Source organism: Enterobacter soli (assembly GCF_964208575.1).
GTDB classification, from domain to species: domain Bacteria; phylum Pseudomonadota; class Gammaproteobacteria; order Enterobacterales; family Enterobacteriaceae; genus Enterobacter; species Enterobacter soli_A.
Map to the genome: position 1 here is coordinate 22279 of NZ_CAXOFU010000023.1, position 20422 is coordinate 42700.

The following is a 20422-nucleotide window of genomic DNA, read 5'->3' on the forward strand; positions in this document are numbered from 1 at the left end:
AGGCGTCACCGCCTTCATCGGCTAATCGAAGAGAATCGATGTGAAAGTACTAACCGTATTTGGCACCCGGCCGGAGGCCATTAAGATGGCTCCTCTGGTACATGCGCTGGCCAGGGACCCTGATTTTGAAGCGAAAGTGTGCGTCACTGCCCAGCATCGCGAGATGCTCGACCAGGTGTTATCCCTCTTTTCTATCGTCCCGGATTACGATCTGAATATTATGAAACCGGGGCAGGGGCTGACGGAAATTACCTGCCGTATTCTGGAAGGGTTAAAGCCTATTCTGGAATCATTCAAGCCGGACGTTGTGCTCGTTCACGGCGACACCACCACCACCGTGGCGACCAGCCTGGCGGCGTTTTATCAGCGTATCCCGGTAGGGCACGTTGAAGCCGGCCTGCGCACGGGCAATCTCTATTCCCCGTGGCCGGAAGAGGCAAACCGCACCCTCACCGGACACCTGGCGATGTACAACTTCGCGCCAACGGAAAACTCCCGCCAGAATTTGCTGCGCGAGAATATCGCCGACAGCAAAATCTTTGTCACCGGCAACACGGTCATCGATGCCCTGATCTGGGTGCGCGACCGCGTGCTGGCGAGCGATAGCCTGCAAAGCCAGCTTACCGCGCGCTATCCGTTCCTGAACAACGGCAAGAAAACCATTCTGGTCACCGGCCACCGTCGCGAGAGCTTCGGCCGCGGCTTTGAGCAGATTTGTCACGCGCTGGCGGAGATCGCCGCCGCAAACGACGATGTGCAGATTGTCTATCCGGTTCACCTCAATCCCAACGTCAGCGAGCCGGTGAACCGCATTCTGGGCCACGTAGAAAACGTGTTCCTGATTGAACCGCAGGACTACATGCCGTTCGTCTGGCTGATGAATCACGCCTGGCTGATCCTGACGGATTCCGGCGGCATTCAGGAAGAGGCGCCATCGCTCGGCAAACCGGTGCTGGTGATGCGTGAAACCACCGAGCGTCCAGAAGCGGTGAAAGCCGGGACGGTACGTCTGGTGGGAACGGACTCCCGTCGCATTGTCGACGAGGTCACGCGCCTGCTGCACGATGAAGAAGAGTATCAGGCGATGAGCCGGGCCCATAACCCGTATGGCGATGGGCAGGCTTGTGGTCGTATTTTGCACGCACTTAAACACAATCGGGTATCGCTATGAGTTTTACTACCATTTCTGTCATTGGTCTTGGCTACATCGGGCTGCCGACCGCGGCGGCCTTTGCCTCTCGTCAAAAACAGGTTGTGGGCGTCGATATCAACGCGCGTGCGGTGGAAACCATTAACCGTGGCGAAATTCATATCGTGGAGCCGGATCTCGACAGCGTGGTGAAGACCGCCGTTGAGGGCGGTTTCCTGAAAGCCAGCACCACGCCGGTAGAAGCCGATGCCTACCTGATTGCCGTGCCAACGCCGTTCAAAGGTGATCACGAGCCGGACATGGTGTACGTCGAAGCGGCGGCAAAATCCATTGCGCCGGTGCTGAAAAAAGGGGCGCTGGTGATCCTGGAGTCAACCTCTCCCGTCGGCGCGACCGAGCAAATGGCGCAGTGGCTGGCGGAAGCCCGTCCCGATTTAAGCTTCCCGCAGCAGGCGGGCGAGCAGGCTGATATCAACATCGCCTACTGCCCGGAGCGCGTGCTGCCGGGTCAGGTAATGGTTGAGCTGATTAAAAACGACCGCGTGATTGGCGGCATGACCCCGGTCTGCTCCGCGCGTGCCAGCGAGCTGTACAAAATTTTCCTTGAAGGCGAATGCGTGGTGACCAACTCCCGCACCGCCGAAATGTGCAAGCTGACGGAAAACAGCTTCCGCGACGTCAACATCGCCTTTGCGAACGAACTGTCGCTGATTTGCGCCGATCAGGGGATTAACGTCTGGGAACTGATTAGCCTCGCGAACCGACATCCGCGCGTGAACATCCTCCAGCCAGGGCCTGGCGTGGGCGGTCACTGCATCGCCGTCGACCCGTGGTTTATCGTGGCGCAAAACCCGGACCAGGCCCGCCTGATCCGCACCGCGCGTGAAGTGAACGATAGCAAGCCCCACTGGGTGTTGAACCAGGTAAAAGCGACGGTTGCGGATTGCCTGGCTGAGAGCGGCAAGCGCGCCAGCGAGCTGAAAATCGCCTGCTTCGGCCTGGCCTTCAAGCCCAACATCGACGATCTGCGCGAAAGCCCGGCGATGGAAATCGCCGAGACGATCGCCGCCTGGCACAGCGGTGAAACGCTGGTGGTAGAGCCGCACATTCACGAGCTGCCGGCCAAACTGGCGGGGCACTGCACGCTGACGGCGTTAGACGACGCGCTGGCAAGCGCTGACGTGCTGGTGCTGCTGGTGGATCACAAAGCCTTTAAGGCGATCCCCGGCGACGCGGTGCGCCAGCAGTACGTTGTTGATACCAAAGGCGTGTGGCGTTGAGCGACCTGCGCGGGGTCATTGACGCCCTTGAGTGGGAAAGTCACTTTTTTGGCCTGCCGTCGGCGATAGTGCGCCTGCGCGACGATGCGCCAACGCTTTCTCCCGCCGATTTCGCCCCGTGGCAGCGCGTGCAGGCCAAAATTCCTGCCGGGCGCGCCGACCTGCTGGACGCGCTCCAGCTGCAGGGCTTTCAGCTGGTCGAGGGGGAAGTGGATCTCTCTGTCCCCGTCACCGGACACGCTTCTCCGGGCGCGGAACGAGCAACCGAACGGGACATCCCTGCGCTGCGCGAGATGGCGGCGCTGGCGTTTGCCCAGAGCCGCTTTCGCGCCCCCTGGTATGCGCCGCAGGACAGCGGCCGCTTCTACGCCCAGTGGGTTGAGAACGCGGTAAAAGGCACCTTTGACCACGTCTGCCTGGTGTTCCGCGCTGCGGACGGTCAAATCCAGGGATTTGTCTCTCTGCGTCAGCTCAGCGAGCAGGACGCGCGCATCGGTTTGCTGGCCGGGCGCGGCATGGGCGAAAAGCTCATGCAGGCGGCCCTGCACTGGGCGCAGCAGCAACAGCTTTCGACTCTGCGGGTGGCGACCCAAATGGGCAACACCGCCGCGCTTAAACGTTATATCGCGAGTGGCGCCAACGTCGACGCAACCGCTTACTGGCTATACAGGTGACAAGATGATTCCATTTAACGCGCCTCCCGTTGTAGGCACCGAACTCGACTACATGCAATCTGCGATGGGCAGCGGCAAGCTCTGCGGTGACGGCGGCTTTACCCGCCGCTGCCAGCAGTGGATGGAGCAGCGTTTTCGCAGCGCGAAAGTCCTGCTGACCCCGTCCTGCACCGCCTCGCTGGAAATGGCCGCGCTGCTGCTGGATATCCAGCCGGGCGACGAAGTGATCATGCCGAGCTATACCTTCGTGTCCACCGCGAACGCCTTTGTGCTGCGCGGCGCGAAGATCGTGTTTGTGGACGTCCGCCCGGACACCATGAACATCGATGAAACGCTGATTGAAGCGGCGATCACCGACAAAACCCGGGCGATTGTCCCGGTGCATTACGCGGGCGTGGCCTGCGAAATGGACACCATTATGGCGATCGCCAAAAAGCACGACCTGTTCGTGGTGGAAGATGCTGCGCAGGGCGTGATGTCGACCTACAAAGGCCGGGCGCTCGGGACTATCGGCCATATCGGCTGCTTTAGCTTCCACGAAACCAAAAACTACACCGCGGGCGGTGAAGGCGGCGCAACGCTTATCAACGACCGTGCGCTGGTTGAGCGCGCGGAGGTGATCCGCGAAAAAGGCACCAACCGCAGCCAGTTCTTCCGCGGGCAGGTGGATAAATACACCTGGCGCGACATCGGCTCCAGCTACCTGATGGCCGATCTCCAGGCCGCCTACCTGTGGGCGCAGCTCGAATCCGCCGAGCGTATCAACCAGCAGCGCCTGACGCTGTGGCAAACCTATTACGACGCGCTCGAGCCGCTGGCTAAAGCGGGGCGCATTGAGCTGCCGACCATTCCGGAAGACTGCGTTCACAACGCCCATATGTTCTACATCAAGCTGCGCGACAACGATGACCGCTCGAAGCTGATTGCCTGGCTGAAAGAGGCGGAAATCATGGCGGTGTTCCACTACATTCCGCTGCACTCCAGCCCGGCGGGTGAGGCCTTTGGCGTGTTTGCCGGTGAAGACCGTTACACCACAAAAGAAAGTGAGCGTTTGCTACGTCTGCCGCTGTTCTACAACCTCGCGCCAGTTAACCAGCGCACGGTGATCAATACGCTTCTGAGCTACTTCGGCTGATATGTCTCTGGCAAAAGCATCCGTGTGGACCGCCGCGTCCACGCTTGTAAAAATTGGCGCCGGCCTGCTGGTCGTCAAGCTGCTGGCCGTGTCATTTGGCCCTTCCGGCGTCGGGCAGGCGGGGAATTTCCGTCAGCTGGTGACGGTGCTCGGCGTGCTGGCTGGCGCGGGCATTTTTAACGGCGTCACCAAATTCGTTGCCCAGCATCATGACGATGCCGCGAAGCTGCGCACGGTGGTGGGCACCTCATCGGCGATGGTGCTGGGCTTTTCAACGCTGCTGGCCGCCGTGTTCCTGCTGGCGGCCGCGCCTATCAGCCAGGGGCTGTTTGGTCACGACCATTATCAGGGGCTGGTACGACTGGTCGCGCTGGTACAGATGGGCATCGCCTGGGCGAACCTGCTGCTGGCGCTGATGAAAGGGTTTCGCGATGCCGCCGGAAACGCGCTGGCGCTGATTATCGGCAGCCTCATCGGCGTTATCGCCTACTACTTTTGCTATCTCCTCGGCGGCTACGAGGGCGCGCTGTTAGGCCTGGCGCTGGTGCCGGCGCTGGTGGTGGTGCCCGCCGCGTTTATGCTGATGCGCCGGGGCACTATCCCGCTGCACTACCTTAAGCCGCAGTGGGACAAGGCGCTGGCGGGGCAACTGGGCAAATTTACCCTGATGGCGCTGATTACCTCCGTCACCATTCCGGTGGCCTACGTGATGATGCGAAACCTGCTGGCGGCGCACTACAGCTGGGATGAGGTGGGGATCTGGCAGGGCGTGAGCAGCATTTCCGACGCCTACCTCCAATTTATAACGGCTTCCTTTAGCGTCTATTTGCTGCCAACCTTATCGCGCCTGACCTCCCGGCACGATATAACCCGCGAGATCGTCCGCTCCCTGCGCTTTGTGCTTCCCGCTGTGGCGGCCGCCAGCTTTACCGTCTGGCTGCTGCGTGATGTTGCTATCTGGCTGCTCTTTTCAGCGAAGTTTACCGCCATGCGCGACCTGTTTGCCTGGCAGCTGGTGGGCGATGTACTGAAAGTAGGCGCTTACGTTTTCGGTTATCTGGTGATAGCCAAAGCCTCGCTGCGGTTGTATATCCTGGCGGAGATTAGCCAGTTTACGCTGCTCACTGCGTTCTCTCACTGGCTGATCCCTGCGCACGGCGCGCTGGGGGCGGCTCAGGCCTATATGGCAACTTACATTGTTTATTTCGCTGCCTGTTGCGGCGGTTTTTTACTTTGGCGTAAACGCGCATGACTGCACTGATTCACATCCTGGGATCGGATATCCCACACCACAACCAGACCGTGCTGCGGTTCTTCAACGACGAGCTGGCCGCGGGCAGTTCAGATGCCCGCGAGTTTATGGTTGTTGGCCGGGACGACGCCGCGAGCGCGGAATTTCCGGCGCTCAACATCACCTTCTGGCCGGACAAGGCAGCGCTGGCGAAAGCGGTCGTGGCTAAAGCAAAAGCCAACCGCGAGCAGCGCTTTTTCTTCCACGGTCAGTTCAACACCGGCCTGTGGCTGGCGCTGTTAAGCGGGGGGATCAAGCCGGCCCAGTTCAGCTGGCACATCTGGGGCGCGGATCTGTATGAAGTCTCTCGCGGCTGGAAATTCCGTCTTTTCTATCCGCTGCGCCGCATGGCGCAGGGTCGCGTGGGCTGCGTGTTCGCCACCCGCGGCGATCTCAACTACTTCGCGAAACAGCACCCGAACGTGCGCGGCGAGCTGCTCTACTTCCCGACCCGCATGAACCCGGCGCTGAACAACATGGCTAACGACGCGCGACGTGACGGCAAGCTGACGGTGCTGGTGGGCAACTCCGGCGATCGCAGCAACGAGCACGTCGCCGCGCTCAGGGCGGTGCATCAGCAGTTTGGCGATACGGTTAACGTGATTGTGCCGATGGGCTACCCGGCCAACAACGCGGCCTACATCGACGAGGTTCGCACCGCCGGGCTTGCCCTGTTCAGCGCGGAGAATCTGCAAATTCTCAGCGATAAGCTGGCGTTTGATGATTACCTCGCGCTGCTGAGAAAATGCGACCTGGGCTATTTCATCTTCGCCCGCCAGCAGGGGATTGGTACGCTGTGCCTGCTCATTCAGGCCGGCATTCCGTGCGTGCTCAACCGCGAAAACCCGTTCTGGCAGGACATGGCGGAGCTGCATCTTCCGGTGCTGTTTACCACGGATACGCTCAATGAAGAGGTGGTGCGGGAAGCGCAGCGCCAGCTGGCGCTGGTGGACAAAAATGCCATCGACTTCTTCAGCCCTAACTACCTCACGCCGTGGCATCGCGCGCTGCGTATCGCATCGGGAGACAATGCATGAGCCAGTTGCAATTCAGCGGCTTGTTGGTGATTTGGCTTCTGAGCACCCTTTTTATCGCCACGCTCACCTGGTTTGAATTCCGCCGGGTGCGCTTTAACTTCAACGTCTTCTTCTCGCTGCTGTTTCTGCTGACGTTTTACTTCGGCTTCCCGCTGACCAGCATTCTGGTGTTCCGCTTCAACGTGGGAGTGGCCCCGCCGGAGATCCTGATGCAGGCGCTGCTGTCGGCGACCTGCTTCTACGCGGTCTATTACGTCACCTATAAAACGCGCCTGCGCTCGGCAAAAGAGAATGCGCCGCGCCGGGCGCTGTTTACCATGAACCGGGTCGAGACGCATCTCACCTGGATAATGCTGATGACCATCGCCCTGGTGAGCGTGGGCATCTTCTTCATGCATAACGGCTTCCTGCTGTTCAAGCTGCAGTCCTACAGCCAGATTTTTTCCGCTGAAGTCTCCGGGGTGGCGCTCAAGCGCTTCTTCTACTTCTTCATCCCGGCGATGCTGGTGGTGTTCTTTTTACGCCAGGACAGCAAGGCCTGGCTGTTCTTCCTGGTCAGTACCGTGGCGTTCGGCGTGCTGACCTACATGATCGTGGGCGGCACGCGCGCCAACATCATCATCGCGTTCGCCATCTTCCTGTTTATCGGCATCATTCGCGGCTGGATCTCGCTGTGGATGCTGGCGGCGGCGGGGGTGTTCGGCATCGTGGGCATGTTCTGGCTGGCGCTGAAGCGCTACGGTCTGAACGTGGCGGGCGATGAGGCGTTTTACACCTTCCTGTACCTCACCCGCGACACCTTCTCGCCGTGGGAGAACCTGGCGCTGCTGCTGCAAAACTACGACAAGATCGAGTTCCAGGGGCTGGCGCCGATCGTCCGCGACTTCTACGTCTTTATCCCGACCTGGCTGTGGCCGGATCGTCCGGGCGTGGTGCTGAACACCGCCAACTACTTCACCTGGGAAGTGCTGAACAACCACTCGGGCCTGGCGATTTCACCCACCCTGATTGGCTCGCTGGTAGTGATGGGCGGCACCTGGTTTATCCTGCCGGGTGCGGTAGTGGTGGGAATGATTATTAAATGGTTCGACTGGCTCTACACCCGCGGAATGGAAGAGACAAACCGCTATAAGGCGGCGATTTTGCACAGTTTCTGTTTTGGTGCCATTTTCAATATGATCGTACTGGCGCGCGAGGGGCTGGATTCATTCGTGTCGCGCGTGGTGTTCTTCATGGTAATTTTCGGCTTCTGCCTGCTGCTGGCAAAACTGCTGTACTGGCTGTTTGACAGCGCGGGGCTGGTGCACAGGCGCCAGTCCGCGGGCAGCAGACCGCTTTCGCAAGCCTGAGTAAGGATGTTATGACTGACAAGACTACCGCGCCGTATTACGCGCTGCGCGGCCTGCAGCTTATCGGCTGGCGTGATATGCAACACGCGCTGGATTATCTGTTTGCCGAAGGGCAGATGAAGTCGGGCACGCTGGTGGCCATCAACGCGGAAAAGATGCTGGCGATAGAAGACAACGCTGAAGTGCGAAGCCTGATTGAGGCCGCGGAGTTTAAATACGCCGACGGCATCAGCGTGGTGCGTTCGATTCGTAAAAAATACCCCGGCGTGCAGGTTTCACGCGTGGCGGGCGCCGACCTGTGGGAAGAGCTGATGGCGCGCGCAGGAGCGGAGGGCACGCCGGTGTTCCTCATCGGCGGCAAGCCGGAGGTGCTGGCGCAAACGGAGCAAAAGCTGCGCAGCCAGTGGAACGTGAACATTGTCGGCAGCCAGGACGGCTATTTCAAACCGGAAGACCGTCAGGCGCTGTTTGAACGGGTGCGCGACAGCGGCGCGAAGATTGTCACCGTGGCGATGGGCTCTCCGCGCCAGGAGATCTTAATGCGCGACTGCCGCCTGGTCTGCCCGGATGCGCTGTACATGGGCGTGGGCGGAACCTATGACGTCTTCACCGGCCACGTTAAGCGCGCGCCGAAGGTGTGGCAAAACCTCGGGCTGGAGTGGCTGTATCGTCTGCTGTCCCAGCCGACGCGCATCAAACGCCAGGCGCGCCTGCTGCGCTACCTCACCTGGCACTACACCGGAAAATTGTAATCAAAATGTAGCGCGATATTCTATTCGCGCTGCAACTCCCCTGCAAAACTGCTGCGTATCTGTGCAATACATTCATTTTTTTAATGCATCGTTTGCCATTTGGCAGATTTTAAGAAACCATTCGCACCGTATTTCAGTACCCCTAAAAAATAATAACCGGCACAAAGCCGGGAAACAGCAAACACAACCGAGGATTTATGGCAGAGAAAAAACCTGAGCTTCAGCGTGGGCTGGAAGCTCGTCACATCGAATTGATAGCGCTGGGCGGCACTATCGGGGTGGGCCTGTTTATGGGTTCCGCCAGTACGCTTAAATGGGCGGGCCCGTCCGTACTGCTGGCGTATATCATCGCCGGATTGTTCGTCTTCTTCATCATGCGCTCGATGGGCGAAATGCTGTTCCTTGAGCCGGTCACCGGGTCATTCGCCGTCTACGCGCACCGCTACATGAGCCCGTTCTTTGGCTATCTCACGGCCTGGTCGTACTGGTTTATGTGGATGGCGGTGGGCATCTCGGAAATCACCGCCATCGGGGTCTACGTGCAGTTCTGGTTCCCGGACATGGTCCAGTGGATACCCGCGCTGATCGCCGTGGGGCTGGTGGCGCTGGCGAACCTTGCCGCCGTGCGCCTGTACGGTGAAATCGAGTTCTGGTTCGCGATGATCAAGGTCACCACCATTATCGTGATGATCGTCGTCGGGCTGGGCGTCATCTTCTTCGGCTTTGGCAACGGCGGACACTCCATTGGCTTCGGTAACCTGACCGAGCACGGCGGCTTCTTCGCGGGCGGCTGGAAGGGCTTCCTGACGGCGCTGTGTATTGTTGTCGCCTCTTATCAGGGCGTGGAGCTTATCGGCATCACCGCCGGGGAAGCGAAAAACCCGCAGGTCACCCTGCGCAGCGCGGTAGGCAAAGTGCTGTGGCGTATCCTGATTTTCTACGTGGGCGCAATCTTCGTTATCGTAACCATCTTCCCGTGGAACGAAATCGGCACCACCGGCAGCCCGTTCGTACTGACCTTTGCCAAGATTGGCATCACGGCGGCGGCGGGTATCATCAACTTTGTGGTGCTGACGGCGGCGCTGTCCGGCTGCAACAGCGGCATGTACAGCTGTGGACGTATGCTTTATGCGCTGTCCAAAAATAACCAGCTGCCAGCGGCGATGAGCAAAGTCTCCCGCGCGGGCGTGCCGGTAGCGGGCGTGGCGGTGTCGATTGTTATCCTGCTGATTGGCTCGTGCCTGAACTACATCATTCCGAACCCGCAGCGCGTGTTCGTCTATGTGTACAGCGCCAGCGTGCTGCCGGGGATGATCCCGTGGTTTGTGATCCTGATTAGCCAGCTGCGGTTCCGCCAGGCGCACAAGCAGGCGATTGCCAGCCATCCATTCCGCTCGATCTTGTTCCCGTATGCGAACTATTTAACGATGGCCTTCCTGATTTGCGTATTAATCGGGATGTACTTTAATGAAGATACGCGCATGTCGCTGTTTGTCGGGATGATCTTCCTGGCCGCCGTGACCGCCGCGTATAAACTCTTTGGCCTTGGACGCCGCGCCACCACGCATAAAGTGGAGGAATAAGCGGCAAAATGTGCAAACCATAACCAAACGCGCATTTTTTTCTAAAAAGCACTAGACAGCGGGGACGGAGGTACGTAATATCCAGCCCCGCAACGGCGCTAAGCGCCCGTAGCTCAGCTGGATAGAGCGCTGCCCTCCGGAGGCAGAGGTCTCAGGTTCGAATCCTGTCGGGCGCACCATTTACCCGGTGCTGGAGCTGCGGTGGTCTGAGAAGTAGTCAGTACCGCGTGAATAGAATTATCAGTGGTGGCTATAGCTCAGTTGGTAGAGCCCTGGATTGTGATTCCAGTTGTCGTGGGTTCGAATCCCATTAGCCACCCCATTATTTAAAAGTTGTGAAATGCGAAGGTGGCGGAATTGGTAGACGCGCTAGCTTCAGGTGTTAGTGTCCTTAGGATGTGGGGGTTCGAGTCCCCCCCCTCGCACCACGACTTTAATGAATTGAACTAAAAATTCAAAAAAGCAGTACATCGGCGAGTAGCGCAGCTTGGTAGCGCAACTGGTTTGGGACCAGTGGGTCGGAGGTTCGAATCCTCTCTCGCCGACCAATTTTGAACCCCGCTTCGGCGGGGTTTTTTGTTTTCTGCCCTTCCTTACAAGTCTGTTGCCATTTCCCGACAATATTTACCCCCGCTGTCGTCATTCAGTGACATCTAACGCATTGAAATATATAAATTTGTTCTGCTTGCAAGATTGCTGTCGCTTCCAGGCAACACTTTGCAGACGCACATGCCGTTCAACCCCGCCAGATATCGGCCAGATTAGCGAAAAATCCTTTTATCTTAGAAAGTTGCATGAATAAGAACTCTCTGCTGCAACTCTGGCATATAACGTGCAATAATATACGTGTAGATGCTCATTCCACCTCTTATGTTCGCCTCCGGGCCTCATAAACTCCGGAATGACGCAGAGCCGTTTACGGTGCTTATCGTCCACTGACAGATGTCGCTTCGGCCTCATCAAACACCATGGACACAACGTTGAGTGAAGCACCACTATGTTGTCTTATAGACCTGTTTTAACGCCTGCTTTTATAGCAGGCGTTTTTTTATGCCTTATTACCGGTAGCGCGCCATAACGAGGGCAACGCAGAGCAGGGCGCTGGCAGAAACCCCGTACAGCGCCGCAATCGCGCCGAACGACGTCGCAGCCAGCGCGGCGATGCCGGTAAACAGCGATGCGCTGATCGTCTGCCACCGCCAGGCTTTCCCGCTGGCGGACGAGGTATGAATAGCCTGAAAGCTGCTCAGTACGCCAAAGGTTCCCGCCGCAAAAACAACGTTCGATGCCAGATGCGCGATGAAGATCATCCCCAGCGCTTTTCCCTCCGACAGGTGCGGTATCAGGCCATACGCGAGCAGAAACACGCTCATGCACATCAGCAGCAGGCGGTTTTTAGACGCGTATCGCGCGAGGCTGTCTCTTTTTAGCAGCATCGGGCCGCAGAGCTGCCCCAGGCTGCGGGCAAAAAGGAGCGGTAGCGCGAGGCTGGCGGCATCCGTAGGATGCAGCTGCTGCGCCACTGCCGGGAGCAGCGCCATCGCCGGAGAGCCCACGGCGGCGAGCGCGGGCAGCAGCAGCAGGCTGCGCTTTTGCCTTACCGTAAGCGACCGCCAGCGCAGCCTCGCCGTCGGGCTATCCTCTGCTGACGCGGGGAGGTCCCGCAGGCCAACGGCTTTACCTGCCAGATACAGCATCAATAACGATCCCGCAAAGCTGGCCGCATCGATTGCCAGCAGCGAGAGAAGGGGGATTTTCTGGAACAGCACCACGCCCAGCCCCGTGCCTAACAGCACCTGAGAGGCAAAGATCACATTCTCCAGGCAGGTGGCCGCCGGGAGCTCATGTTCCGCGAGCCCGCGCTTGAAGAGTAGCGTCAGCGCGGGCCAGCTCATGCCGCTCAGTAGCGCTTCGGTAGACTGGATAGCGAGTAACGCCGGTACGCTGTGATAATGCACGCCGAGCAGCGGAAAGAGCAGGGCGATGAGCCCCAGCAGCTCCGTCAGCATCAGGATGCGCAGAGGCGAAAACCGCTGGCACAGCGTTTCCCCGATCAGGCTGCCGATAAACCCCGGCACGGTGGCAAACAGATACGCGAGGGTGAGCAGGGCGGCGGGCGCCTGCCACTGCAGCAGCAGGCCAAAGACAACAATCTGCGTTAACCCGTTTCCCAGTGAGGAAAAGATAAAGGCGCAGGCCATCATGCGCAGCCAGCGATGGCAGCGCAGCGCTTCAATAAGCGCATATAAAAGCGAGTTCATGAAGACATCCTTTCAAAAACGATTTAGTCCACGCTGCAAGCTGCGCGTGTGTGAAAAAAGGTTAATGAAAAGAGTTGGCTACATTGGCGGGTTCTTTTGGCGTTGTGTTGACAAGAATGTAGCAGGAGATCGGGGATAAAAAAAGGAGGCCTGCTGGCCTCCTGATGCGTTACGGCTGGGTGCCGTTGTTTTGCAGCGTCAACAGCAGCCCGTCACGCCGCATGGCTGCGGCCTCTTCCGGCTTGTGCAGCTTGTCGAGCGTGTCGGCAAGCCACGCGTAGTCAAACGCGTCCGGACGCTGCTTCAGCGCGGCGCGGAAGGCCAGGCTCGCTTCCTGCCATTCGCCGTGTTTAAACAGCGACTGGCCGAGCGTGCTCCACAGCAGCGGGCGATCGCCCACGGTTTTGATCTGCTGGCGCAAGACTTTTTCCAGCTGCTCCGGGTTGTTGGTCTTCAGGCGCGGGATCACCATCACCAGACGATCGTCGTACTGGCGCTTCAGGCCGTCGAGGAGGATCTCCTGCGCGGTGTCATGATCGTCACACTCAATCAGATGCTCTGCCATCGCCACCTGCAGGGGAACCTGCTGGCGCGTTTTGCGGCTCTGATTCTTCCACCAGGTTTTCAGGCCGTCGCTGCCCAGGTCGGCACGCGCCTGATCCATCAGGCCAATCCATGCGAGGCGCTGAAGCTCATCGCGATGCTCGTCATCGCCCACGTCGGCTTTCGCCATTGACGGGATGATGTCCAGCAGCGAGCCCCACGCGCCGGTGCGGATATAGGCCTGTTCGGCAAGACGCAGCACTTCCGGGTGACGCGGCGCGATCTCCAGCAGGCGATCGACGCCGTGGCGCGCGGCGTGGTTTTCGTTACGGGCGAGCTGCAGGCGCACGCGGGTAATTTCAACCGGGATCTGATCGTTAGACGCCAGCTCAGACGCGCGCTCAAGGTGCTGATTCGCGCGGGCTTCGTCCCCGCGCTGCTGCGCGGCTTCGGCGGCCAGCAGGTAGTTCACCACCGGCTGCTCGGCATGATCGGCATTTTTCGACATCAGCTTTTCAACCTGCTGATAGTCGCCTTCGGCCAGCTTCAGCAGCGCCTGTTCGGTCTGCTTGCGGGCGCGGCGGCGTTTACGCCCCACGAACCAGCCGCGGGTGTGCGCGCCGGTGCGGAAGATGCGGCGCAGGATCCATTCAATGGCAAACAGCACCACCACGCCGAGGATCAGGATGATTGCCAGACCCGTGACGCTGGTTTCGATGTTGTAGTTGTCGGTCTGGATCAGAACGTAGCCCTGATGACCGGCGATCATTGGCCCGAGAACAATCCCGGCGATCAGCAGTAAGAAGAGTAAAAGCACTTTCAACATGATCACTCTCCCTGTGGTGCGCTTTCAGGCGCGGGCGCGGCGGCAGGAGCCGGTGCAGTCGGTTCAGCCGGAACGCCAGGCTGCGCCAGCAGGTTACGCACGCGGGTCTGCATCAGCTTTTCCAGAATCGGCTGGCTGGTCAGTTTATCCGGCACGTTCATGGTGATGTTCTGCTGGGTGAGCTTATCGATGTCTTCGAGGAACGCCGTGGTGGTGGCGTCATCGGTGTTGTAGTAAGCGCGTACCCACGTAGAGACATTATCCAGCGCCTGCTTGTAAGTCTCTTCCTGATGGCGCGGCACCGCCTGCGCGGCGACCAGCAGACGTGAGCGGATGTTCTCGCGCAGGTAAACGTCCTGGTTCGGGGCCAGCAGCGGGACGGCGGTTTCATCACGACGGCGAACGGTGATGAAGCTGTCCATAAAGTTCTGCCAGCTTTTTTGCAGGTTGATGCGCCACTCGCTCAGGGAGCTGGAGAGCTCGGTGCCGTCGGAGTCCATCGGGGAGTCGTCGTCGTTGTTATCGGCGAGCTGCAGGTTATCAATCTGGTTTGAAAGCTGATTCACCTTGAGGATGATGCCGTCGTAATCCACCTGCGATACCGCCGAGAGGCTGGCGATATCTTCGGTGATGGCGCGACGCGCGGTAATCAGGCTCGGGTCGTTCATGTCGGCCAGGCTCGCGTCGGCGCTTTTCAGCAGCGCGGCGGCGGTGGTGACGTCCTGATCGCTCCACAGCTTACGCCCGGCGAGCTTCACCAGGAAATCGGCCTGCGAGAGCAGCCAGGTTTTGGCATCGGTGCCGGAAATGGTCGCCACTTTCTGCTGCACTTCATCCAGCTGTTTGGTCAGCTCTTCCTGCTTGCTGTTGGCGTCCGCCAGGGCGGTGGCCTGCTGTTTGATAATGCCTTCAAGCTCGGTTTTCTGCGTTTCTTGCGCTTTTTGCAGAGCGGTAAGCTGGTTGACCAGCGCATCGCTGGTGGCCGTCTGGTTGGTGCCCTGCTGTTTCACCAGACCGTAAAGACCCACCCCTGCCGCCAGCGCAATGGCGATGGCAATCGCGCTGAGCGCGAGGCTGGTTTTGTTGCTGCCGTTTTTCTTCTCAACGGTATTCTCAGTCGTTTCTGGCTGTGGCGTCAGATCCACAGTCTCCCTGGTCTCTTCAACCACGGCGGAGGATTTTTCGTGTTCCGTCATTATGGCTTCCCATTCTGAGAGTTATTGTAATGCGCGCAGCAGCGCATCGTTGTCGGCGTTATCAGCGATCCGAATATCTTGCCAGCCCAGTTCCCGGGCGTGGTTCGCCAGACGCTCACTGACGACCAGAAGCCGACAGCGGAGTAACCAGTTTTCGCGATACCATTGCGGAATGAGCGACCACAGCTGTTGCAGCATTTCGCCGCTGGTGACCACCAGCGTGTTCACGCCGCGCATGTGCCAGCGCATCGCCTCTTGCGCGCCATCATAGTGTTTTGCGTTGCGCTGGTAGCATTCGCAGAACGTCACGTCAGCGCCGCGCTCACGCAGGGTTTCGCCGAGCAGTTCGCGCCCGCCGTTGCCGCGTAAAACCAGCGCGCGCTTTCCGGCAATGGTTTGTAATTCAGGTAATTGTAGCAAGACTTCGCTAATTTCCCGATCTAACGGGTAGCGTATATTTATCCCGCTTACGGTATGCAGGGCCAGCGCGGTGGTACGCCCGATGGCGAAATAGTGGGGCAGCGTTGGCCAGCTTTGCCCTGCCTGCTGCAGCTGCGCGTGGGCAAATTCCACCGCATGCTGCGACAGGGCAAAGAGCAGATCGCCTTCCTGCAGGGTATTCATCTGGTCGACGAGCGAGGGCAGCTCCCGACCGGGGGAGAATTCAATTAACGGAAAACTCCAGGCCACCTGCCCCAGTGCGCGCAGACGGCTCACTAACTGCTCTCCTGCGGGAGAAGGGCGGGTGACAAGAATACTCATTCAGGGGGTTCTCCGTTATAAACGTCTGCCAGAATTTCGCGCGCGCCGTTGTCGAGTAACTCTTCGGCCAGCGATACGCCAAGCTGCTCGGCGTCCTGCGGCTTACCGCGACGCTCGCCGCGCACCATCTGCGAACCGTCCGGTGCGCCCACTAACGCGCGCAGCCACAGTTCACCATCGGTTAATTCAGCATAGCTGCCAATTGGCACCTGGCAGCCACCTTCGAGGCGGGTATTCATCGCGCGCTCGGCTTTTACGCGCGTGGCGGTGTCGTCATGATTGAGCGGCGCGAGCAGCGCGCGGGTGCGCGCGTCATCCAGACGACACTCAATGCCGACGGCGCCCTGGCCTACGGCGGGCAATGACAGCTCGGGCGGCATGGCGAAGCGAATACGTGACTCCAGCCCCAGGCGCTTCAGGCCCGCAACCGCGAGGATAATGGCGTCGTAATCGCCGTTATCCAGCTTGCTCAGACGCGTGCCGACGTTGCCGCGAAGGGAACGAATCACAAGGTCCGGGCGACGTTCTGCCAGCTGACACTGGCGGCGTAAACTTGACGTGCCAACCACGCTGCCCGCCGGCAGCGCGTCGAGGGAGTCGTACTGGTTTGAGACAAACGCGTCGCGCGGATCTTCGCGCTCGCAAATGGTCACCAGCCCCAGCCCTTCCGGGAACTCCACGGGCACATCCTTCATGGAATGCACGGCGATATCGGCGCGATCTTCAAGCAATGCCAGTTCGAGCTCTTTGACAAACAAGCCTTTTCCGCCCACTTTCGCCAGAGGGGTGTCAAGGATCACGTCACCGCGCGTCACCATAGGCACCAGCTCGACGCGCAATCCGCCGTGGCAGGCTTCAAGGCGCTGCTTAACATATTGTGCCTGCCATAGCGCGAGTGGGCTTTGGCGTGTGGCAATTCTCAAAACATTGTCTAACATGCTTGTTACCGTCATTATCAATCACTAACCATCCTAACATTGTTGACACTCGGATGGCAGTTTTACGGTTGATGAAGCGGAGAGGGACAGGGCGGCGGTTTCGTCAGCCACAGCCGTATTCAGGAATTTACACGTACAGAACGGTGCTACACTTGTATGTAGCGCATCTTTCTTTACGGTCAATCGGCAAGGTGTTAAATTGATCACGTTTTAGCCCATTTTTTCGTCTGTACCACCATAAAGATAAGGGCGAAAAAGGGTAACGGTTATCTTTTTGAAATACTGCGGGCTAGCCATTATTCGATTCAGGAATAGTTTGCGACTCCCGGAAACATCAGGCGATACGTCTTGTACCTCTATATTGAGACTCTGAAACAGAGACTGGATGCCATAAATCAACTGCGTGTGGATCGCGCGCTTGCTGCCATGGGACCTGCTTTCCAACAGGTTTACAGTCTTCTGCCGACATTATTGCACTATCACCATCCGCTGATGCCGGGATACCTCGATGGTAACGTTCCCCAGGGCATTTGCCTTTTCACGCCTGATGAAACCCAACAGCACTATCTGAACGAGCTGGAACTCTACCGCGGAATGCCGCCGCAGGAATCGCCAAAAGGCGAACTGCCGATCACCGGCGTTTACTCTATGGGGAGTACCTCATCGGTAGGACAAAGCTGTTCCTCTGACCTGGACATCTGGGTCTGCCATCAATCCTGGCTCGACAACGAAGAGCGCCAGCTGTTGCAGCGTAAATGCAGCCTGCTGGAAAGCTGGGCGGCCTCGCTTGGCGTGGAAGTGAGCTTCTTCCTGATTGATGAAAACCGTTTCCGCCATAATGAAAGCGGCAGTCTGGGTGGTGAAGACTGCGGCTCGACCCAGCACATCCTGTTGCTGGATGAGTTTTACCGTACCGCCGTTCGTCTGGCCGGGAAGCGTATTCTGTGGAATATGGTGCCGTGCGATGAAGAAGAGCATTACGACGACTACGTGATGTCGCTGTACTCGCAGGGCGTGCTGACGCCAAACGAATGGCTCGATCTCGGCGGCCTTAGCTCCCTGTCCGCCGAAGAGTACTTTGGCGCGAGCCTGTGGCAGCTTTATAAGAGTATCGACTCGCCGTACAAAGCGGTGCTGAAAACCCTGCTGCTCGAAGCCTACTCCTGGGAATACCCAACGCCGCGTCTGCTGGCGAAAGACATCAAACAGCGCCTGCACGACGGGGAAATTGTCTCCTTCGGGCTGGATGCGTACTGCATGATGCTGGAGCGCGTCACCGAATACCTGAAAGCCATTGACGACACCACGCGTCTTGACCTGGTGCGTCGATGTTTCTATCTCAAAGTTTGTGAAAAGCTGAGCCGCGAACGCGCCTGCGTTGGCTGGCGTCGTGAAGTGCTCAGCCAGCTCGTTAAAGAGTGGGGATGGGACGAAGAGCGCCTGTCGATGCTCGACAACCGCGCCAACTGGAAAATCGATCAGGTGCGTGAAGCGCACAACGAACTGCTCGATGCGATGATGCAAAGCTACCGTAACCTGATCCGCTTTGCGCGCCGTAACAACCTTAGCGTTTCCGCCAGCCCGCAGGATATCGGGGTGTTGACCCGTAAACTGTACGCCGCGTTTGAAGCGCTGCCGGGTAAAGTGACGCTGGTTAACCCGCAGATTTCGCCGGACCTGTCTGAACCGAATCTGACCTTCATCTACGTGCCGCCGGGCCGCGCGAACCGCACCGGGTGGTATCTGTACAACCGTGCGCCAAGCATGGATTCGATTATTAGCCATCAGCCGCTGGAATATAACCGCTATCTGAACAAGCTGGTGGCCTGGGCGTGGTTTAACGGCCTGCTGACGTCCCGCACGCGCCTGTTTATCAAGGGCAACGAGGTGGTCGATCTCGCGAAGCTGCAGGAGATGGTCGCGGACGTGTCGCACCACTTCCCGCTGCGCCTGCCTGCGCCGACGCCGAAAGCGCTCTACAGCCCGTGTGAAATTCGCCATCTGGCGATTATCGTCAACCTTGAGTACGACCCGACGGCGGCGTTCCGCAATCAGGTGGTGCATTTTGACTTCCGCAAGCTGGACGTCTTTAGCTTCGGCGAGCAGCAAAACTGCCTGGTGGGCAGCGTTGACCTGCTGTACCGCAACTCGTGGAACGAAGTGCGTACCCTGCACTTTAACGGCGAGCAGGCGATGATCGAAGCGCTGAAAACCATTCTCGGCAAGATGCACCAGGACGCCGCGCCGCCGGACAGCGTGGAGGTGTTCTGCTACAGCCAGCACCTGCGCGGCCTGATTCGTACCCGCGTGCAGCAGCTGGTGTCTGAGTGCATTGAACTGCGTCTTTCCAGTACGCGTCAGGAAACCGGGCGTTTCAAAGCGCTGCGTGTCTCCGGGCAGACCTGGGGCCTGTTCTTCGAACGCCTGAACGTATCGGTGCAGAAGCTGGAAAACGCGATTGAGTTCTACGGCGCGATTTCACACAACAAGCTGCACGGTTTGTCCGTGCAGGTGGAAACCAACCACGTCAAGCTGCCGCAGGTGGTGGACGGATTCGCCAGCGAAGGGATTATTCAGTTCTTCTTTGAAGAGTCGGGTAACGACGCCGGTTTCAATATCTATATTCTTGATGAAACCAACCGCGCCGAGGTGTATCACCACTGTGAAGGCAGTAAAGAGGAGCTGGTGCGCGACGTCAGCCGCTTCTACTCGTCGTCCCACGACCGCTTTACCTACGGCTCAAGCTTTATCAACTTCAACCTGCCGCAGTTCTACCAGATTGTGAATGTGGATGGCCGCGCCCAGGTGATCCCGTTCCGTACTCAGGCCATTGCGCCTGCGGTGCCCGCCAACCAGGATACCGCGCCGCTGTTGCAGCAGTATTTCTCCTGATGCCTTTTGCCCGGTGGCGGCTACGCCTTACCGGGCCTACAGCAGCTTGAGCTCGTAAGCCGGGTAAGCGCAGCGCCACCCGGCACAAAAACTACCTGAAACTCACGTCCTCGCCTGCCTGCGCGGTCGCCGCCTGCTCCAGCAGATCCCAGAAGGTTTCGCCGCTACGGTCGCACACCCATTCGCCTTCTTTCAGATCGAAATGGTATCCGCCCTGTTTGGTGGCCAGCCAGACCTGGTGAAGCGGCTCCTGACGGTTAATAATGATTTTGCTGCCGTTTTCGAAGCTTAGGGTCAGCACGCCGCCGTTGATCTCACAATCGATATCGCTGTCGCCGTCCCAGTCGTCCAGGCGCTCTTCGATGGTCATCCACAGGGTGTCGGCAAGGCGATGGAATTCACTGTCGTTCATGGTTTTGTTCCTGTTTTTCGTGATGGCGGCAGTATAACGCTAAATAATTCCCGTTGCAGGAAAGCGGCAAACTCTTGCTTTTGTGTCTTCTCCTGCGATGATAGAAAACAGATTTGAGCTTATGGGCAACTTATAATGAAAAACGCTTTTCGAACGCTCGCCGTTCTCGTCACTCTGTTTAGCCTGACCGGCTGTGGGCTGAAGGGGCCGCTTTACTTCCCGCCAGCGGATAAAACCGCACCGCCACCGACCAAACCGGCGCCGAGCACCATTGAATCCACGACGCCGGACACGAACGATCGCGGCAACGATGGTGGCCCGACTCAGGTTAATATCTGACA

17 protein-coding genes and 4 tRNA genes are annotated in these 20422 nt (G+C 58.7%); 15 read left to right on the forward strand and 6 right to left on the reverse strand.

What is annotated here, in order from left to right:
* Positions 1-40: 40 nt before the first annotated feature.
* The 13 genes from wecB to AB6V08_RS19585 all read left to right on the forward strand — a co-directional run bounded on the left by wecB (position 41) and on the right by AB6V08_RS19585 (position 10799).
* Positions 41-1171, forward strand: coding sequence for a non-hydrolyzing UDP-N-acetylglucosamine 2-epimerase (gene wecB / locus AB6V08_RS19525; protein ID WP_368544469.1), 1131 nt, complete (start codon positions 41-43; stop codon positions 1169-1171).
* On the forward strand, positions 1168-2430 hold the full coding sequence (gene wecC / locus AB6V08_RS19530; protein ID WP_368544470.1) for a UDP-N-acetyl-D-mannosamine dehydrogenase: 1263 nt from the start codon (positions 1168-1170) through the stop codon (positions 2428-2430). Before wecB ends, wecC begins: the two co-directional genes overlap by 4 nt.
* Complete coding sequence (gene rffC, locus AB6V08_RS19535; protein WP_368544471.1) at positions 2427-3104, forward strand: dTDP-4-amino-4,6-dideoxy-D-galactose acyltransferase; 678 nt, start codon at positions 2427-2429, stop codon at positions 3102-3104. Before wecC ends, rffC begins: the two co-directional genes overlap by 4 nt.
* 4 nt (positions 3105-3108) lie before the next feature.
* On the forward strand, positions 3109-4239 hold the full coding sequence (rffA, locus tag AB6V08_RS19540; protein WP_368544472.1) for a dTDP-4-amino-4,6-dideoxygalactose transaminase: 1131 nt from the start codon (positions 3109-3111) through the stop codon (positions 4237-4239).
* Between the two features lies 1 nt (position 4240).
* Positions 4241-5491, forward strand: coding sequence for a lipid III flippase WzxE (gene wzxE / locus AB6V08_RS19545; protein ID WP_368544473.1), 1251 nt, complete (start codon positions 4241-4243; stop codon positions 5489-5491).
* Positions 5488-6567 (forward strand): TDP-N-acetylfucosamine:lipid II N-acetylfucosaminyltransferase, encoded by a 1080-nt coding sequence (locus AB6V08_RS19550; protein ID WP_368544474.1) that lies wholly within the window; start codon positions 5488-5490, stop codon positions 6565-6567. The genes wzxE and AB6V08_RS19550 overlap by 4 nt, the downstream gene beginning before the upstream one ends.
* Positions 6564-7916, forward strand: coding sequence for an ECA oligosaccharide polymerase (gene wzyE / locus AB6V08_RS19555; protein WP_368544475.1), 1353 nt, complete (start codon positions 6564-6566; stop codon positions 7914-7916). The genes AB6V08_RS19550 and wzyE overlap by 4 nt, the downstream gene beginning before the upstream one ends.
* A gap of 11 nt (positions 7917-7927) precedes the next feature.
* On the forward strand, positions 7928-8668 hold the full coding sequence (gene wecG / locus AB6V08_RS19560) for a lipopolysaccharide N-acetylmannosaminouronosyltransferase (RefSeq protein ID WP_368544476.1): 741 nt from the start codon (positions 7928-7930) through the stop codon (positions 8666-8668).
* Between the two features lie 197 nt (positions 8669-8865).
* Entirely contained in the window at positions 8866-10251 is a 1386-nt protein-coding gene (thrP, locus tag AB6V08_RS19565; RefSeq protein ID WP_368544477.1) for a bifunctional threonine/serine APC transporter ThrP, read from the forward strand.
* A gap of 102 nt (positions 10252-10353) precedes the next feature.
* Positions 10354-10430, forward strand: a tRNA-Arg gene (locus AB6V08_RS19570).
* 67 nt (positions 10431-10497) lie between these two features.
* Positions 10498-10573, forward strand: a tRNA-His gene (locus AB6V08_RS19575).
* A 20-nt stretch (positions 10574-10593) separates the two neighbouring features.
* A tRNA-Leu gene (locus AB6V08_RS19580) sits at positions 10594-10679 on the forward strand.
* Between the two features lie 43 nt (positions 10680-10722).
* Positions 10723-10799 (forward strand) — tRNA-Pro (locus AB6V08_RS19585).
* 510 nt (positions 10800-11309) lie between these two features.
* Here the strand turns inward: AB6V08_RS19585 and AB6V08_RS19590 are convergent.
* From AB6V08_RS19590 to hemC, 5 genes are all read right to left on the reverse strand, one after another.
* The gene (locus tag AB6V08_RS19590) at positions 11310-12512 is read right to left on the reverse strand and encodes an MFS transporter (RefSeq protein ID WP_368544478.1); all 1203 of its coding nucleotides are present in this window, start codon (positions 12510-12512) and stop codon (positions 11310-11312) included.
* A 169-nt stretch (positions 12513-12681) separates the two neighbouring features.
* The gene (gene hemY, locus AB6V08_RS19595; protein WP_368544479.1) at positions 12682-13881 is read right to left on the reverse strand and encodes a protoheme IX biogenesis protein HemY; all 1200 of its coding nucleotides are present in this window, start codon (positions 13879-13881) and stop codon (positions 12682-12684) included.
* 2 nt (positions 13882-13883) lie between these two features.
* The gene (hemX, locus tag AB6V08_RS19600; protein WP_368544480.1) at positions 13884-15077 is read right to left on the reverse strand and encodes a uroporphyrinogen-III C-methyltransferase; all 1194 of its coding nucleotides are present in this window, start codon (positions 15075-15077) and stop codon (positions 13884-13886) included.
* Between the two features lie 21 nt (positions 15078-15098).
* Complete coding sequence (gene hemD / locus AB6V08_RS19605) at positions 15099-15839, reverse strand: uroporphyrinogen-III synthase (RefSeq protein ID WP_368544481.1); 741 nt, start codon at positions 15837-15839, stop codon at positions 15099-15101.
* The gene (gene hemC, locus AB6V08_RS19610; protein ID WP_368544482.1) at positions 15836-16777 is read right to left on the reverse strand and encodes a hydroxymethylbilane synthase; all 942 of its coding nucleotides are present in this window, start codon (positions 16775-16777) and stop codon (positions 15836-15838) included. The genes hemD and hemC overlap by 4 nt, the downstream gene beginning before the upstream one ends.
* A 348-nt stretch (positions 16778-17125) precedes the next feature.
* Here hemC and cyaA point away from each other — a divergent pair, with 348 nt between their 5' ends.
* Positions 17126-19669 carry a class I adenylate cyclase gene (gene cyaA / locus AB6V08_RS19615; RefSeq protein WP_368544483.1) on the forward strand — a complete coding sequence of 848 codons (2544 nt, stop codon included), beginning with the start codon at positions 17126-17128 and terminating at the stop codon, positions 19667-19669.
* A gap of 91 nt (positions 19670-19760) precedes the next feature.
* On the opposite strand, the gene cyaY is transcribed toward cyaA, so the two are convergent.
* On the reverse strand, positions 19761-20081 hold the full coding sequence (gene cyaY, locus AB6V08_RS19620; protein WP_368544484.1) for an iron donor protein CyaY: 321 nt from the start codon (positions 20079-20081) through the stop codon (positions 19761-19763).
* A 135-nt stretch (positions 20082-20216) separates the two neighbouring features.
* On the opposite strand from cyaY, the gene lptM reads away from it, so the two are divergent.
* Positions 20217-20420: an LPS translocon maturation chaperone LptM gene (gene lptM, locus AB6V08_RS19625; RefSeq protein WP_368544485.1), complete on the forward strand. Its 204-nt coding sequence runs from the start codon at positions 20217-20219 to the stop codon at positions 20418-20420.
* Positions 20421-20422: the final 2 nt, after the last annotated feature.

Bases quoted from the DNA above. Each gene is read 5' to 3' on its own strand.
- wecC (WP_368544470.1), top strand. From the start codon at position 1,168: ATGAGTTTTACTACCATTTCTGTCATTGGTCTTGGCTACATCGGGCTG.
- rffA (WP_368544472.1), top strand. From the start codon at position 3,109: ATGATTCCATTTAACGCGCCTCCCGTTGTAGGCACCGAACTCGACTAC.
- wzxE (WP_368544473.1), top strand. From the start codon at position 4,241: ATGTCTCTGGCAAAAGCATCCGTGTGGACCGCCGCGTCCACGCTTGTA.
- AB6V08_RS19550 (WP_368544474.1), top strand. From the start codon at position 5,488: ATGACTGCACTGATTCACATCCTGGGATCGGATATCCCACACCACAAC.
- wzyE (WP_368544475.1), top strand. From the start codon at position 6,564: ATGAGCCAGTTGCAATTCAGCGGCTTGTTGGTGATTTGGCTTCTGAGC.
- wecG (WP_368544476.1), top strand. From the start codon at position 7,928: ATGACTGACAAGACTACCGCGCCGTATTACGCGCTGCGCGGCCTGCAG.
- thrP (WP_368544477.1), top strand. From the start codon at position 8,866: ATGGCAGAGAAAAAACCTGAGCTTCAGCGTGGGCTGGAAGCTCGTCAC.
- AB6V08_RS19590 (WP_368544478.1), bottom strand. From the start codon at position 12,512: ATGAACTCGCTTTTATATGCGCTTATTGAAGCGCTGCGCTGCCATCGC.
- hemY (WP_368544479.1), bottom strand. From the start codon at position 13,881: ATGTTGAAAGTGCTTTTACTCTTCTTACTGCTGATCGCCGGGATTGTT.
- hemX (WP_368544480.1), bottom strand. From the start codon at position 15,077: ATGACGGAACACGAAAAATCCTCCGCCGTGGTTGAAGAGACCAGGGAG.
- hemD (WP_368544481.1), bottom strand. From the start codon at position 15,839: ATGAGTATTCTTGTCACCCGCCCTTCTCCCGCAGGAGAGCAGTTAGTG.
- hemC (WP_368544482.1), bottom strand. From the start codon at position 16,777: ATGTTAGACAATGTTTTGAGAATTGCCACACGCCAAAGCCCACTCGCG.
- cyaY (WP_368544484.1), bottom strand. From the start codon at position 20,081: ATGAACGACAGTGAATTCCATCGCCTTGCCGACACCCTGTGGATGACC.
- lptM (WP_368544485.1), top strand. From the start codon at position 20,217: ATGAAAAACGCTTTTCGAACGCTCGCCGTTCTCGTCACTCTGTTTAGC.